Genomic DNA, 15,792 nt, shown 5'->3' with positions numbered 1-15,792 from the left:
ATAAAAGTTAAAAAATCACTATCATGTTAAATGTAGTAATCATTGGTTACGTGTGGCCTGAGCCAAATTCATCAGCAGCGGGCCAGAACATGCAATCGATCATCACCCGCTGTGTATCCTATAACTTCAACGTGTCATTCCTCACTGCTGCATCTGAAAGTGAACATAAGGCAGACTTGTCAACGCTTGGTGTAGATACTTATTCAGTTGCACTGAACTGCAGCTCATTCAACACCTTAATTGAAAAGTTGAAGCCGGACGTGGTTATTTTCGACCGATATATGACGGAAGAACAGTTTTCATGGCGTGTGAGAGAGAGCTGTCCGAATGCAGTGCGTATTTTAAATACAGAAGATATGCATAGCCTTCGTCAAGCTAGACATGACGCCGTTAAGCGATGTGGCGATGCCAAATATGCAGCGTTAAATAGCGAGCTCGCGCAAAGAGAAATAGCGGCCATTTTAAGGAGCGACCTCACTCTGATAATTTCCGAATTTGAGATGGCACTTCTTACCGAACATTATGGCGTACCAAAGTCGCAACTGTATTACCATCCTTTGGTTGTGGGGCCAACACCTTCATACTCGACGACTTTTGAAGAGCGTGCACATTTCATTCATATCGGAAATTTCCGTCATGCTCCAAATTGGGACGCAGTTTTGCATCTTAAGCAAGCGCTCTGGCCCGCTATTAAAAAAGCGCTTCCCGATGCAGAGCTTCACATTTACGGCGCCTACCCTCCTAAAAAAGCGACACAGTTGCATAACGACAAACAAGGTTTCTTAGTCAAAGGTTGGGCAGAAGACGTTACATCGTTAATGGCTAGCGCTAAAGTGCTAATTGCCCCCCTGCGCTTTGGCGCAGGGATAAAAGGAAAACTACTCGACGCAATGCGCTGCTCTACGCCATCGATTACCACATGGGTAGGTGTAGAAGGAATCATTTCTAAAAGCAAAAATGAAAGCACTGAGTGCAGCTCACAGACTGATTTATGGCCGGGTGCCGTGTGTAGCACCGACATCACAAAACCAGAGGTTATTCAAGATTACGTTAATCAGGCCGTGTCGCTGTATACCAACAAAGACGTGTGGGAATTTGCTAGCCTTCAAGCGAAGAAAACACTCGACATATTTAGTGCAAAACAGCCCGACATTTCATTAACGGATAAAATTATAAGCTTAAAAAACGAGATTGACGGACACAGAAAAACTTTGTTTATGCAAAGTCTTCTATGGCATCAGACACTAAATGCCAGTAAGTATATGAGTCAGTGGATAGAAGCTAAAAATAAATAAGCCAGTAAAAGCTCGCTAACTAAAGGCCTTTGAGTTTAGCTATTACTGACTTTATACCATTTCCACGAGACTGACTTAAATAACGTTCGAGCTGGCAGCGCGACAAATATTGTTCATAGTCGAAGGTTTCGCGCTGCTGTTGCGTCAAAGCGTTCGCTTTTTCCAATAACACCGCAAGTACACCCCTAATTACCTTACTCGGAGAGTAGGCCATCACACGTGTTTCGTTCTCCGAGAAAGCAATCCATACTGGGCTTTCGCACCCTTCCACTGCGTTTGTTTCGGTTCGTGCGTCTAGCGGCAATGGCGCTAGCGCTTTTCCCGATAACATCAGTGTTCGCGTAAAATCATCCCACCCTTTTGCATCTGCGAGCGATTGTGCAAGAGGTAACAATGCATCTTCAGAAATCATAAAAAACGAATTAATTACCGTTTAATTCTGCAGCCAAGTCTTCGGCAGTCATCACTAAGTTTTCAACATCGCTTGTGGTTGGAAACATCACAAGCTCCACACCGTTTTTCTCTAAACCGGGCAACCAAGTTTGCGTAAATTCGTCAAGCGCGATATTCACACACTGCCCCTGTATATCGTTCATGCTTACAAACTTTTGCGCTAAGTCCTTATGAGGAAAAACGGGTAATTGCACGTTTTCTCCATCTTCGAACATCACAAACCCTTCGGTGCCTTGCACCAACCAGATTTCATTCGCTTTAGCAATATAGCTGACCACCAGCTCTTGTCGTTCTTCGGCGCTTAGCTTCATCGCCTGCTCGATGACAGCATCACTTAACTTGTCTGCAATAGTTTCTGGGAACACGTGTTTTTACCTATCTTTAAATTTGCCGCAAGTATACCCGCACCATTATTAGGCGCAATGCAATAAACGTGAAAAACTTCCTCACGCTCTACCCTTTACAAAGACACCCATGATATTGTTGTTGTACAAAGACACCCACGATTACCATGTAAGCAAAGCATTCAGTAAAACGTTACATAGAATCGATGATGCATATGCAAGAATAAGAAGAACTTTAGGCCATGCGAAACCTTTTCACTGCTCTTAAGCAAGACACCCAAGCAAACCACACTGCTTTAGAAAACACTTTTCCTTTTTCGATTTATCATCACGAACACCTGTTTAATAAGGCAGCGTATTGCGCGGTACTTGCGATTATGAAGGAGTTTCACCAAACCACCGCTGGTGCAGTAAAGCAAGCGGGAGATGCAGAAGCAAGGCTAGCTCAAATAGCCGCGATGATTGACAGCAATGCGGTGTTAGCCGCGATTAGCAAAGACATCCATGCGCTAGATGCTAACCACACTATTTTGAATGGAATACATGACCCTTCTTACAGAGACACCCACCAAACAAAACCTGATAGTTCTTACGGTACTTTTGCAGCGGATAAAGAGACTAGCTCAGTAAAAAGTGGTCTTGGTGAGCGCACATCTAAAGACACCCATGCTCATTCAAACTTGCTACCTACTTTTCGTTCACCAATAACGTCTGCGATAGCCGCCATTTACGTTTGGCTTGGCTCATCAATGGGGGCAAATATCATTTCAAGACGGTTAAATGCGATGGAGCAAGCCATTCCTACTCATTATTACAAAGCGATGTCTGAGTGTGCTAAATCGTGGGTGTCTTTCAAACAATGTGTCGATGCATTGCTGCCTGAACTTGCTCTGAACAATGAAAACCTTGTCGATAATATCGTGCGAGATGCTAACGCATGGTTCGAATACTTAATTAAATTAGGTATGCAATTTCAGGCTACAAGTGCTTCGAAGAACATGGTAGTTGACACCCTTTAGTGGGCACCTCAGGCCAACGACAACACTCTTTACAGCTCATTTTCAGCGTAAGCTATAAATAAACTTAATCTATACAATCGGCCTATTGCATTAATATACAAAAAATTGAGCATTAAGGGCATCTTCGCTTTCTGGTAAACTTGCTCCAACGTGAAACAACTGACTAATTAAGCATGAAAGTAATTTCTTTTAACATAAATGGTATCCGCGCACGTCTTCACCAGCTACAGGCACTAATAGATGCCCACCAACCAGACATAATCGGCCTACAAGAGATTAAGGTTCATAATGAACAGTTTCCCGTAGACGCTGTTGAAGCTATGGGATATCACGTATATTTTCACGGGCAGAAAAGCCACTACGGCGTCGCTTTTTTGGCAAAAAAAGAGCCACTTTCGGTTTCAATGGGGTTTCCTTCTGACGATGATGAAGCGCAACGTCGTATGATCATATTAAAAACCACTGATGATGCGGGTGACCCCGTTACCATACTAAATGGCTATTTCCCTCAGGGCGAAAACGAAAAACACGAGACGAAATATCCTGCAAAACGTAAGTTCTATAAAGATTTAATGACTTATCTAAACGATAACCACACGCCTGATGAAAACATCATCGTCATGGGTGACGTCAACATTTCTCATACCGACTTAGATATTGGTATTGGCGAAGATAATCGCAAACGATGGTTAAGAACAGGTAAATGTAGTTTTTTACCAGAAGAGCGTGAATGGTTGAACACCGTGATGAGTTGGGGCTTTGAAGATAGTTTTCGCTCACTAAATCCAGAAACCAATGATAAGTTTTCATGGTTTGACTACCGTTCAAAAGGGTTCGACGACAACCGAGGCCTTCGAATCGATCTTATATTGGCCACAAAATCCTTACATGCAAATCTCGGTGACGCTGGGATTGATTACGAACTTAGAGGTATTGAAAAGCCCTCTGATCACGCTCCTATCTGGGCTGACTACAAAAGTTAGGTACGGAAAAAACGCGTGAAAGCCACAGCCAAGGAGTAAACGTGAGTACACTACAAGTCTTAGCTTTTATAGCTTATGGCGCGTTTTTGTTGGGCGCTATCAAACAGATCGACTTGGCTCACTTTGCCAAAAATAAAAATCAGCAACACCTTATTTTTGGCACTGCCGCTTCTTTATTCGTGCTGTGGCTCTTTAAAGCTGGTATTTATGAAGGCTTGGATGTCCATTTTCTGGGCCTTTCTGTACTTACCCTTATGCTTGGTTTTAGAAACGCGATTATCGCGTCTTTTATCGCTTTGCTCGGTGCCCATACCATCGGATATGGCGCGTGGGAGAACTTTGGGGTCAACGCGCTGCTCGGTACAATTCTTCCCATAGGCATCACCTACCTCTTCTATATGCTGTCTTTTCATCGCATACCGCGACAGCTCTTTGTTTATATATTCGTCTGCGCTTTCTTCCCCGCAGCACTTTCAATAGCGTTGAAGACGCTTGCTCTAGGTACTTTTTATTACGCTGAGGGCGTCTACTCTTGGGATATTGTCTTCGACAATTATATTTTGCTTGTGCCTCTTTTGGTTTTTCCAGAAGCATTACTAAACGGTATGGCAATAACTATACTGGTGATTTATCAACCAACCTGGGTTTATACTTTCCACGATAAATTCTATCTTGATAACTAGAGCGAGTTCGCCTAACCAATTCGACTAATAGTTAATAAAGCTTTTCTAATTTTCATCTATTCTTAGATTTGAAAGAAAAAGGTAGGTAAGAATGCAGATAGAAACGGTTGAAATTGAATGTGCTGATACGGCAGAGTTGGGTACCCGCGTATCTGCAGTATTTGAAAATAAATCGCCATCGTTGGTTATTGGCTACGGAAATTCCCAGCTACCTTTTGCAGAAATACAAGCGTCGCTCTCTCCTTATCAATTTCCTTTTCTTGTATCTAGTTCTTGCTTGGGTTCCCTTCTCTGCGACAGTCAAACGGTTAAAGCGACTTGCGATCTGGCTTTTTTCTGCGTGTTTGATGATGAAGGCGCTTACGGCGTAGGCAGTGCAAATGTAGTTGATAACGGCCCCTTTCAGGCTGGCGCAAACGCACTGATTAATGCTCTTAAAAACTCAGGTCGACCCTATGAAAGTCCCGCTTTGATTTGGTGTGCGCTTCCTCCTGGCGAAGAAGAGAGAATACTGGAAGGTTTTGCCAGCGTTGTGGGGGAAAATGTGCCAATTTTTGGCGGTTCCATGGCCGACAATACCGTACAAGGTAATTGGAATACCGTGACATCAGACGCGATAGGCCCACAAACTCTTGCCGTTGTGGCTATGTACCCCTCCACCCCATTGGGTCTTAGCTATAGCTCAGGCTATAAACCTACAGATAAAGAATTTTCCGTCTCGAAAGCTCACGGAAGGCAGCTCGTTGAACTCGATGGTGTTCCAGCCAGCTATGCATATAACCACGCAACCAATAACCTAATTGAAAAACAACTTAATGGCGGGCAGATTCTCGGGCTTACATCGTCAGCTCCGCTAGGTCGCCCGGTTGAGTTAGAAGATGGAGCGATAAATTATCTTTTGTGTCACCCCGATTCGGTAAATGAAAACGGCGCGCTTAATGTATTTTCCGAGGTGAAAGAGAACGACAGCTTAGTGTTGATGGAAGGGAGTATTGCAAGTCTTACGTCTCGTGCTCAACGTGTTATCAATAATGCCATTATGCTATTGCCCGAAAACAGAAAGCCCGTGGGAGTGCTTATGATCTATTGCGCGGGATGCCGTCTTATGGTGGGAGATGAAATCAAACAGATGCTTTCCTCGCTGCAAAAAGAGTTTGCTTCGCTGCCAATATGTGGCCCTTTTACCTTCGGTGAGCAAGGGCGCTTTCTAGATGGCAAGAATAGACACGGTAACCTTATGATATCAGCTATAGTATTTTCTCAATGAATAGAGATTACGAAAATGTTCTAGAAGACCTTGCTCTTGTTTATAGGCTAAAGCAGCAGGCTGAAGCGCACAAAAAAGAAACCGACGCCTTACTTGAAGGCACTCATGCTTTGCTAACGGCTGAAAATGAACAAGACCTTTACATGAAAATGTTTGAGGTATTTAAAGGGCTCTATAATTACGAAGTGTGCTTTGTGCTTGAAAACGATGGACCAAAGCGGATGAGATGTATTAACAGCACTCACAGCCCGCTGCTAAACACCATCTGGAACATAGACGACACTCTTTCTCGCGCAGTTAAAAGTACACCAATTGCATTATTTAATATTAGGCAGCAGCCTACGTGGCAAGAACATATCACCCTTTTCGACTCCCCCGTTACCTCAGTGCTTTACTGCCCGTTTAAAGTACATCAACAGCAAGCTGTTATTGTATTTTGTCATCAGTCATTGGGGTATTACACGCAAGAATATGTAGAGATGGCTAACCGCTATCGCACCTTTACAGAACAAATTGCCATGGGCATGCAAGCTAAAATGATGGCGCTGGAAACCGTTAGGCTAAAAGAGGAAAAAGCGCAGGTTGAAAAAAGCTTAATTGATTCTGAAAAAATGGCCTCACTAGGCCTTTTAGCTGCGGGTGTCGCCCATGAAATCAACAACCCTATAGCCTTTATCAATAGCAACATTCACTTTTTGAAAAATATAATCCCGGCTTTACTCGATATGCAAGGTATTGTGGAAAATCTAGCCAAAAGCGAAAGCGAGGAAGAGCGAGCCCAGCTAAAAAACGACGCCATAGCTTGGCAGGCGCAACATAAACTAGAGTCGTTAGTAGATGAAATTAACGATATTTGTAACGAGTCTGAAGATGGATTAAACCGAGTAACGGATATCATAACCAGTTTACGTTCGTTCTCCCATGATGCCGACATCCCTGATGACGAGACTATTGACGTTAACGATTGTGTAAACCACGCGCTGAGGCTGGTAAACAGTGAACTCAAACATAGAATAAAAATCCACCAAGAATTGGGGGATGCCTTACCCATCCAAGGAAAAACTGGCAAGTTAAACCAAGTACTCGTGAACCTTTTCGTAAATGCTGCGCAGGCGATGGAAGAAGGAGATTCGCTTACTATCAAGTCGTTTAACGAGACTAAAAGTCAAAGCGTAGTGATTACCGTAGCAGACACGGGATGTGGCATAGAACAGCACGCACTTCAAAAAATGTTTGAGCCTTTTTATACGACCAAACCCATTGGCAAAGGGACTGGGTTAGGGCTTTATATTTCATTTTCTATCGTAGAAGCAATGGGAGGAACCATCAGCGTTGACAGCGAGGTGAACGTTGGTACTACCTTTACCCTTTCCTTCCCAGCCGTGAATGAACATAAAAAAACCGCACAAACGTGCGGTTCTAATACATTAAGCGAGAAAACTTAACTCTTTAAGACTTTTTATCAAACAAAATGTCCATAACATCAGAAAGTTCGCCTTTCCCTTCGCGGATTTCTTCTTCCGTTAGCCCTGCAATTTCATGTGGAAACACAAGCCACTCGTCACTTTCGTTAACGTAGTAGTCAGGTACGATATCAGTGGTGTTGTTTTGAGGCTTGTACCAAGGGCATGCAATACGAATGTCTTTAGGCATGTTCAAACGCATAAGCTTGTTAATTTGGTTAATTAGCGCATCAACGCTTCGGCCTGAATCGAAAACATCGTCAACAATCAATAGTTTGTCGTCTGCGTTCGCGTTTTCTACCAAATAGTGCAAACCGTGAACACGAATTTCTTTCGATTGCTTGTTGATACCGTAGTAAGACGATGTACGTACAGCAATATGGTCGGTCGACGTGTTCTTAAACTCAAAGAATTCTTGAACCGCGATACCGATTGGAGCACCACCACGCCAAATACCAATAATAAAGTCAGGGCGGAAGCCGTCTTCATACACCTTTGCCGCTAAGCGAAAGGAATCCTGTAGAAGCGATTGCGAGGTGATAAAATTCTTGTTCATGACGTCTCACTGGGCAAAATTTAAAAGACCGCGAGTATAGTGAATTTCGCACTAATTTGCACGGCTAATTCAAGGAATTATTCGTTTTGAAGCGCCTGTGAGGGCGCAATTTTCATCGCCTTTCGCGCTGGATATATACTGGCTAGCACACAAAGCAGCAAAGAGAGCAACGTAATACTCACTATTTGTATTCCATCCATTTCTACAGGCAAGCCTCTACCATCTGCAGCTAACGCCAACGGCGAGCCAATCAAATCCAAGAAGTTATTCAACTGTAAGGTGACGACGATGCCAACAATAAGGCCTATACCCGCACCTTTTACGCCGTTAAATAGCCCGTTAAGCACAAAGATCCACATAATGGTTCTAGGCAGCATCCCCTGCGTTTGAAGCACTGCAATATCTCCCTTCTTTTCGGTTACCACCATCACCAAAGCAGAAACAATATTAAATGCAGCCACGGCGATGATGAGTAACAGCATGAGTGTCATCATGTTCTTCTCCATCTTAACTGCATCAAATAGCGGGCCTTGTCGTTCACGCCAGGTTTTAACGTTGCTTGCAGAGACACCCATCGTATCAGTGAGATAGTTCACAACCGACAGGTAATTAAATGCATCATTTAGAAAGAGGCGAAGTGACTGTCCATTTCCTTTAGGATCGCGCATTAAACGGTTCACGTCGGTCAGGTTCATATACATCACCTTATCGTCCATTTGCGACCCCATATCGAAGACACCCACTACAGTAACAAGTCGCTGACTGGGCATGCGACCGAAAGGCGTATAAACACTCGCCCCGGCCACCATAACACGTAATCTATCACCCACTCTCACATCCAATCTGATAGCAAGCGCACGACCAATTATTGCGGCAAAACTACCTTCCTTTAAGTCGTCAAATCGCCCTTGCTCCATATGGCTTGCAACCAAGGTATGCTCCAGCATCACCCCAGGTTCCACACCGTGTACTTGCACACCTCTCAGTTCAGAGCGAGATTGCACAACGGCTTCCGCTTCTCGATAAGCCATGCTGGCAACAACACTATCGATGGGTGTCTTGCTAATTTCATCTAAAGTAACGTACTGCTGTTGTGGCACGTTTTTATTGGGTGTCTCGCTACGACTTCCCGTATTAAACGTGGGTGTCTCATTAATTTTCGCTGTTGCGGTGGATGTCTGTGCAACTTCATTATTTGAGGTGGGTGTCTTTGTAACTTCAAGAGAGTTGCTGACGTCTGAACTGTTTTGCGTGGGTGTCTTGCTAAGTTCGCTCACATTTTCATTGGGTGTCTCGTTAAGACTTCCCGTATTTAACGTGGGTGTCTGGTTAATTTTCGCTGTTGCGGTGGGTGTCTTTGCAACTTTAAGAGAGTTGCTGACGTCTGAACTATTTTGCGTGGGTGTCTTCGTAATTTCGATATGGGGCACTATGCCTAAAATGCGTTGTTTCAATTGCCCTTCTAAGCCGTTCATTACCGATACTACAATGATAAGGGCCATCAGCCCCAGCGCGATGCCGGCTACCGAAAATCGATTTATAAAAGAGACAAAACTGGTTTGGCTTTGTTTGCTAGATTTGGCATAACGATAGGCAATGAATGCAGAAAGAGGATAAAACATAGCGCCTTGCTTTTCAGTAATACGGTAATCTGCCCCACGTTTGGCTATGCTTAACGAATGAAAAATTCAGATAAGTAGCCCAAAGGCGAGATGACGGGCTAAGCCCAAAATAGTAAAGTGGCTATACTACGTGTAAGCTACTGGCTGTACAAGAATTAGTGGCAGAGGAATGATGTGAGCGAACTAAGCCTAGAACAAAAACAAGCCCAATTCGATGAATACTTCTCAATAGCGCATTGTATTAATGCAAACGTGCGTCCTTTAGGTATGGATGAAACCGTACCCAATGAGGATGCACTGGAAGACTCGATGCCGTATGCCTTTCGTATTGCTAGCGAAATGGCGGCATTGGAAGCCCAAGCAATTCGACCGCTTCGAAATCTTGGCGATCATGCTGAAACCTTGGCTGAATACCTAAATCATCAATCAAGAAAAATTGATTTGATGATGTCATTTGTCCTGCACCAGCAAGATGAGCCAGAGCACCGCTTTAAAACGGTAAAATTAGGTGGTGGCGGTGTGATAATCGACTCCAAAGAGGCATTGGACGTAGGTACTAAAGCTGAACTTAAGCTTTTCCTAGATGCCGAAGCCGCAGCTATTTTTTGTTATGGCGAAGTTATTACTTGCGAGCAGGTTGTAGATAGCTACCATATTGCTTTCATTTTTAATTCGATACGAGAGCAAGATCAGGAGCTTTTGGTTCGAGCAAGTTTACACATTCAAACCCAACAGCTAAGAAAACGGTCGAAAGAAAGAAAAGCGGGATCCTAAAAGGCCCTCGCATCAGTATATAAGCCGTAAAATCAAACTTGCATGTAAAAAAACAGGACGTCATGACTGCCACTTTATTATCGCTACCATTACCTGCGCCTAAAAAAGAAGCCTCATCACAAGATCACAAACACTGGGGCCAGCTTCAAGGCAGCAGTGCTGCGCTATGCATCAGCCAAGCACTTAGCCAATACAAAGGCCCTATAGTTCTGATTACCGCCGACACGCCCTCGGCCATGAAGCTTGAAAAAGAAATTGCGTTTTTCCTAAGCGACGATACAAAAAATACGCCTATTACGCTGTTCCCTGATTGGGAAACGCTGCCTTATGATTCATTTTCTCCTCATCAGGATATTGTATCGCAGCGTCTTGAAACTCTGTTTCGCTTTACGCAACAAGTAGACGGTATCTTCATCGTTCCCGTTAATACCCTCATGCAGCGCCTTGCGCCAACTGATTATTTAGCTAAATACTTACTTATGCTAAATAAAGGACAAACGCTAGACAGAGACCAGTTCAGACGAAACTTAGAGCAAGCAGGCTACTTACACGTAAGCCAAGTAATGAGCCACAGCGAATTCTCGGTGCGCGGCAGTATCATCGACTTGTTCCCTATGGGAAGTGACCAGCCGTTTCGTATCGATTTGTTCGACGACGAAATTGATTCTATTCGTTATTTCGATACCGAAACTCAGCGCTCTGGCGAAGCGGTCAACGAGATTCGCTTGTTACCCGCGCGCGAATTTCCAACAGACAAAGACGCCATCACTCTTTTTCGTCAGCAGTTTCTGAAAAAATTCGATGCTAATAACGCCTCTGAAAGCGTATTTTCGCAGGTAAGCAAAGGCACAATGCCAAGTGGTGTAGAGTATTACCTTCCCCTATTCTTTGAAAAAACGGCAACATTATTTGACTACCTTCACCCTAAGAGTTTGCTTTTACTCCACGGTGACGTACAAGACGCCAGCGAATTTTTCTGGGCCGATGTGCAAGAGCGCTACGAGCAATACCGTTACAATTTAGCGCGCCCTTTACTTGCTCCTGATGAGCTATTCCTGCCTATTAACGAGTTATTCGGTGCCATTAAGCAATGGCCTCGCGCCTCGCTATCAAGCCAAGTGCTAGAAGAAAAATCAGGCACCACCAACCTGCAGTGCGCAAAACTCGATGACATTGCAATCAATTCGCAGAAAAAAGTCCCTGCTGAACAACTCATTAAAACCGTTAATCACGCTACCGACAACGGGGCGAAAGTACTGTTTTGTGCCGAAACTCAAGGTCGTCGAGAAGGGCTCCTTACCGTGCTGGCCAAAGCCGGCATAAAGCCAAAGATTGTCGATAGCTTCAGTGATTTTATTGAAAGCCACGACAGTATTGGTATTACGGTTGGTATGGTTGATAACAGCTTTCGCTGGCAGACATCTGAAGGTGAGCTGCTGTTTATTACCGAAACCGAACTACTCGGACAGAAAGTAAGTCAGCGACGCCTTCGTGATAAGCGTTCCGCCACTGATGAAAGTGCTATTATCCGCAACCTAGCCGAGCTTTCTATCGGTCAGCCTGTGGTGCACCTCGACCACGGTGTTGGGCGCTATTTAGGGCTTCAAACCTTGGATGCGGGCGGCGTTACCACCGAGTACTTATGCATTGAATACGCCAAGCAATCAAAATTATACGTCCCCGTTGCGTCGCTACACCTTATCTCTCGCTATACCGGCGGCGATGCCGATAGCGCCCCTGTTAGCTCGTTAGGTTCCGACGCATGGACAAAAGCAAAGCAAAAGGCAGCTGAGAAAGTTAGAGACGTAGCAGCAGAACTGCTAGATGTGTACGCCCGTCGCGCTGCAAAACCAGGCTTTGCTTACAACATAAACTGGGATGACTACCAAGCCTTTTCAGACAGCTTTCCGTTTGAAGAAACGCCCGACCAAGCGCAAGCGATTGCTGCGGTTATGCACGACATGGGCAGTCCATCAGCGATGGACCGTTTGGTGTGCGGTGATGTTGGCTTTGGTAAAACCGAGGTTGCCATGCGAGCCGCTTTCCTTGCTGCAAATGCCGGCAAACAGGTTGCAATATTAGTACCTACCACCTTGCTTGCGCAGCAGCATTACGAGAACTTTAAAGATCGCTTCGCCGCATGGCCTTTTGAAATTGAAGTAATGAGCCGCTTTGTAAGCGGTAAAGCGCAGAAGTCGGTGGTAGAACGCATCGGTGAAGGTAAAGTCGACATCGTTGTAGGCACACATAAACTGCTGTCCAGCGATATAAAATACAAGGATTTAGGCCTTGTTATTATTGACGAAGAGCACCGATTTGGCGTGCGTCAAAAAGAGAAACTTAAGTCCCTTCGCGCCGATGTAGATATTCTTACGCTAACCGCCACGCCTATTCCACGTACGCTGAACATGGCGCTGTCTGGCATGCGCGATTTATCTATTATCGCTACCGCACCGGCCCGTCGCCTTTCTATTAAAACCTTTGTACAACAGCGCAACAAGGCGGTAATCCGCGAGGCAATAATGCGTGAAATACTGCGCGGCGGTCAGGTTTATTTCCTTCATAACGAAGTGGAAAGTATTGCACGAACTGTGGAAGAAATTGCAGAGATTGTGCCTGAAGCGCGTATTGCAATGGGCCACGGTCAAATGCGCGAGCGCGATCTAGAAGCGGTGATGAGCGATTTCTACCATCAGCGTTACAACGTATTGGTGTGTACCACCATTATTGAAACGGGTATTGACGTACCAAGCGCTAACACCATTATCATGGATAGAGCCGACCATTTAGGTCTGGCACAGCTACACCAATTGCGTGGTCGTGTTGGACGCTCTCACCACCAAGCCTACGCCTATTTGTTAACGCCACATCCAAAGCGAATGACAAAAGATGCCGTTAAGCGCTTAGAAGCCATATCTCAGCTAGAAGACTTAGGTGCAGGTTTTGCCCTCGCCACACACGATTTAGAGATACGAGGCGCCGGCGAGTTGTTAGGAGACGATCAGTCCGGTCAGATAGCAAGCATTGGATTTAGCCTGTATATGGATATGCTAGACAAAGCCGTTAACGCGCTGAAAGATGGCAGAGAGCCATCGCTAGAAGACGCCACATCGGGCCATACCGAGGTAGAGCTGCGTATTCCGGCACTGCTGCCTGAGGATTATATTGCCGACGTAAATACGCGCCTTTCGCTTTATAAGCGCCTGGCAAGCTGCACAACGCAAGACGACATTGATGAATTTCAAGTAGAGTGCATTGACCGCTTCGGCTTATTGCCGGAACCGGCTAAAAACTTAATTGAAGTGGCTGAAATTAAAATAAAAGCACACGCACTAGGCATTCTAAAAGTAGACTTGTCGGCACAAGGCGGTACCATAGAGTTTAAAGAAACCACTAAGGTCAACCCTGGCTATATCATTAGCCTTGTTCAAACCAAACCAAACACGTTCAAGTTTGAAGGTAGCCAAAAGCTTCGCTTGGTGAAGAAGACCGAAACAGCTAAAGAGCGCCTCGCGTTTATTAGCGATATTATTGCCGATTTTGCAAAGGAGTCGCGATAACATGAAGTTATCCCGCTGGTGCCCGTTAGTCGCATCCATAAGCGCCGTTTTCTTAAATACTGTGTCAACCACAGCCCTTGCCAACGACGATTGGTGGTTTGATGTGGAAGTCATTGCATTTAAGCGTAATGTCGCGCTTACCGAGTTGGAAGAACAATTTTCGCTTGCAGATAATTTATCGGCGCCGCGGGCTCAAGCAGACCTTATCAGCGAGATTATCGCACCAGATATTAGTTATTTAAAACAGGGCTTATCCGTTTGCGGTGCCAACAACAGCATAAAATGGCCAGATGATACCCTGTTTGCCGTTCCATCAAGCGATGTAGATTTTTTATCGCTGCCTAAATCACTTGCGCCACAAGAGATTGATTGGCAACAGAATCCGCGCCAACAAGAATCTTATTCTGCGCCATCAGATAAAGAAATCGATGGGTTCAGTGATACTGATGCATTGGCTAGTGAGGCGACGGAAAACCGCGTTATCGAAGATGCCACCCTAGCCCCCGATGCCCAGACCATTGCTGGTTATTGGACGTCGTTTTTTGGGGTTAAGCGTGCAACGCCAATTAGCGTTCCCGCTTTTAAATACTGCGAAGAAGATAAGCCTTGGCTTAGCGCTGAAATTACTACAGCAATTGTTGCATCTGCGGCCTCGAATATGGGTAAGAACGATAATGCGGCTTTACCCTCTGCTGCCAGCAGTACGCTGCAACCCGCTATAGTCTGGAAAGTAAATAAACCTGATAACCGCATGCCTGCCCCCGCTAGCCTGCCTATCATAATAGAAGGTCACGACTGGCCGCTGGCATCAAAAGCACACTTGCTCACCAGTAACGAGCAGGCTTTGTCGTCGATTTCGCGCCAAATTCGCTCCAGTCGCGATTTAGAACGTTTATTTCACGCCACATGGCGTCAGCCTGTGATGTTTGGTAAAAACAAGGCGTTTGACGTACGTGTTTACGGCGGTCAAAACTATGCACAGCAGTTTAATCTTGATGGCGAAATGCGCGCGCAAACGCAAAGCGCGTTATTACGCGAGGGGGCAAACCAACCTTCAATGCAGTTAGCGTCAAATGAGGAAGCCCCTCTTGATAGCGACACCAGTATCGGCGGCGAAAGCCAAGCATTGATTCCATACAGTGCAGAAGAAGCCGCTAATACTAGAAGTGTTCGACGTTTAGCGAACGATGACACGCAGGTGCAGAAACCTAGCAATTCGGAATTGCTCGCCGTTTCAGATATTTTTACAGATCTCGAAATGCGCCTAGCGAATCCATCTCCTATCTCCTTTGACGATTTCAAAGCACTAGATACGCCACTCATTGTAGAGCAAGACGAAGATGGTGTAAGCGATGTAGCGTTCAGAACGCCCATCTGGGAAATAGACGGCACAATAAAAGTTTTTCTTAAATACATTAATCGGGTGCCTTATCTTCACGTAGACAGTGAGATGTATTATCGACAGCCTGTACCTATGCATTACTTTAGCAACGAATTTGGCGATGAATTTAGCAACGAAGATGCCAGCACTACTAACATTAGCAATGAAAAAGGCAGCGCGGCTACTTATTCTGAAGGCCAAGCGTATAAGCTGGTGTCGGTACCTCTGATTGAACAACGGCGGATAATAAGCACCCAACTGCATTATTTTGACCACCCGTTATTTGGGTTTGTAGTGCAAGTAAGACGTTACAACCGCCCGTCTACAAACGAATAATTCTTTAAACGTGCCGCTAACCTAAGGTTACGGATTAAGTATGGGGTTGAGCAAAG

General features: G+C 45.0%; 13 protein-coding genes. 9 read left to right on the top strand and 4 right to left on the bottom strand.

The annotated features are described in order from the left end of the window. Positions 1–23 precede the first annotated feature (23 nt). The gene (locus GVO62_RS00715; RefSeq protein WP_159117313.1) at positions 24–1,295 is read left to right on the top strand and encodes a glycosyltransferase; all 1,272 of its coding nucleotides are present in this window, start codon (positions 24–26) and stop codon (positions 1,293–1,295) included. A 19-nt stretch (positions 1,296–1,314) separates the two neighbouring features. Here the strand turns inward: GVO62_RS00715 and GVO62_RS00710 are convergent, their stop codons facing one another. Both GVO62_RS00710 and GVO62_RS00705 read right to left on the bottom strand, forming a co-directional pair. Next, positions 1,315–1,707 carry a SufE family protein gene (locus GVO62_RS00710; RefSeq protein ID WP_159117312.1) on the bottom strand — a complete coding sequence of 131 codons (393 nt, stop codon included), beginning with the start codon at positions 1,705–1,707 and terminating at the stop codon, positions 1,315–1,317. A 10-nt stretch (positions 1,708–1,717) separates the two neighbouring features. Next, a complete protein-coding gene (locus GVO62_RS00705; RefSeq protein WP_105930993.1) occupies positions 1,718–2,113 on the bottom strand; it encodes a DUF2750 domain-containing protein in 396 nt (131 codons plus the stop codon). Between the two features lie 221 nt (positions 2,114–2,334). Here GVO62_RS00705 and GVO62_RS00700 point away from each other — a divergent pair, with 221 nt between their 5' ends. The 5 genes from GVO62_RS00700 (at position 2,335) to GVO62_RS00680 (ending at position 7,489) form a co-directional block, all read left to right on the top strand. Beyond that, complete coding sequence (locus tag GVO62_RS00700) at positions 2,335–3,111, top strand: hypothetical protein (RefSeq protein ID WP_159117311.1); 777 nt, start codon at positions 2,335–2,337, stop codon at positions 3,109–3,111. 173 nt (positions 3,112–3,284) lie between these two features. After that, positions 3,285–4,094: an exodeoxyribonuclease III gene (gene xthA / locus GVO62_RS00695; RefSeq protein ID WP_159117310.1), complete on the top strand. Its 810-nt coding sequence runs from the start codon at positions 3,285–3,287 to the stop codon at positions 4,092–4,094. A 41-nt stretch (positions 4,095–4,135) separates the two neighbouring features. Continuing rightward, a complete protein-coding gene (locus GVO62_RS00690; protein ID WP_105930990.1) occupies positions 4,136–4,777 on the top strand; it encodes an energy-coupling factor ABC transporter permease in 642 nt (213 codons plus the stop codon). A 91-nt stretch (positions 4,778–4,868) separates the two neighbouring features. After that, positions 4,869–6,044: an FIST signal transduction protein gene (locus GVO62_RS00685; RefSeq protein ID WP_159117309.1), complete on the top strand. Its 1,176-nt coding sequence runs from the start codon at positions 4,869–4,871 to the stop codon at positions 6,042–6,044. After that, the gene (locus GVO62_RS00680; protein ID WP_159117308.1) at positions 6,041–7,489 is read left to right on the top strand and encodes an ATP-binding protein; all 1,449 of its coding nucleotides are present in this window, start codon (positions 6,041–6,043) and stop codon (positions 7,487–7,489) included. Before GVO62_RS00685 ends, GVO62_RS00680 begins: the two co-directional genes overlap by 4 nt. Positions 7,490–7,493: 4 nt before the next feature. Here GVO62_RS00680 and GVO62_RS00675 read toward each other — a convergent pair whose 3' ends face one another. Together GVO62_RS00675 and GVO62_RS00670 are read right to left on the bottom strand one after the other, a co-directional pair. Continuing rightward, entirely contained in the window at positions 7,494–8,063 is a 570-nt protein-coding gene (locus GVO62_RS00675) for a phosphoribosyltransferase (protein WP_159117307.1), read from the bottom strand. Between the two features lie 77 nt (positions 8,064–8,140). Beyond that, positions 8,141–9,685: an FtsX-like permease family protein gene (locus GVO62_RS00670; RefSeq protein WP_159117306.1), complete on the bottom strand. Its 1,545-nt coding sequence runs from the start codon at positions 9,683–9,685 to the stop codon at positions 8,141–8,143. Between the two features lie 174 nt (positions 9,686–9,859). On the opposite strand from GVO62_RS00670, the gene GVO62_RS00665 reads away from it, so the two are divergent. The 3 genes from GVO62_RS00665 to GVO62_RS00655 all read left to right on the top strand — a co-directional run bounded on the left by GVO62_RS00665 (position 9,860) and on the right by GVO62_RS00655 (position 15,736). Next, positions 9,860–10,459 carry a PilZ domain-containing protein gene (locus GVO62_RS00665; RefSeq protein WP_159117305.1) on the top strand — a complete coding sequence of 200 codons (600 nt, stop codon included), beginning with the start codon at positions 9,860–9,862 and terminating at the stop codon, positions 10,457–10,459. A 62-nt stretch (positions 10,460–10,521) separates the two neighbouring features. Next, positions 10,522–14,019, top strand: a complete 3,498-nt coding sequence (gene mfd, locus GVO62_RS00660) for a transcription-repair coupling factor (protein WP_159117304.1) — start codon at positions 10,522–10,524, stop codon at positions 14,017–14,019. Position 14,020: 1 nt separating this feature from the next. After that, positions 14,021–15,736, top strand: coding sequence for a CsiV family protein (locus GVO62_RS00655; protein ID WP_159117303.1), 1,716 nt, complete (start codon positions 14,021–14,023; stop codon positions 15,734–15,736). Positions 15,737–15,792: the final 56 nt, after the last annotated feature.

The organism is Alteromonas sp. KUL150, from assembly GCF_009811475.1.
Classification (GTDB): Bacteria; Pseudomonadota; Gammaproteobacteria; order Enterobacterales; family Alteromonadaceae; genus Alteromonas; species Alteromonas gracilis.
This window is presented reverse-complemented; position numbering and strand designations above follow the sequence as displayed.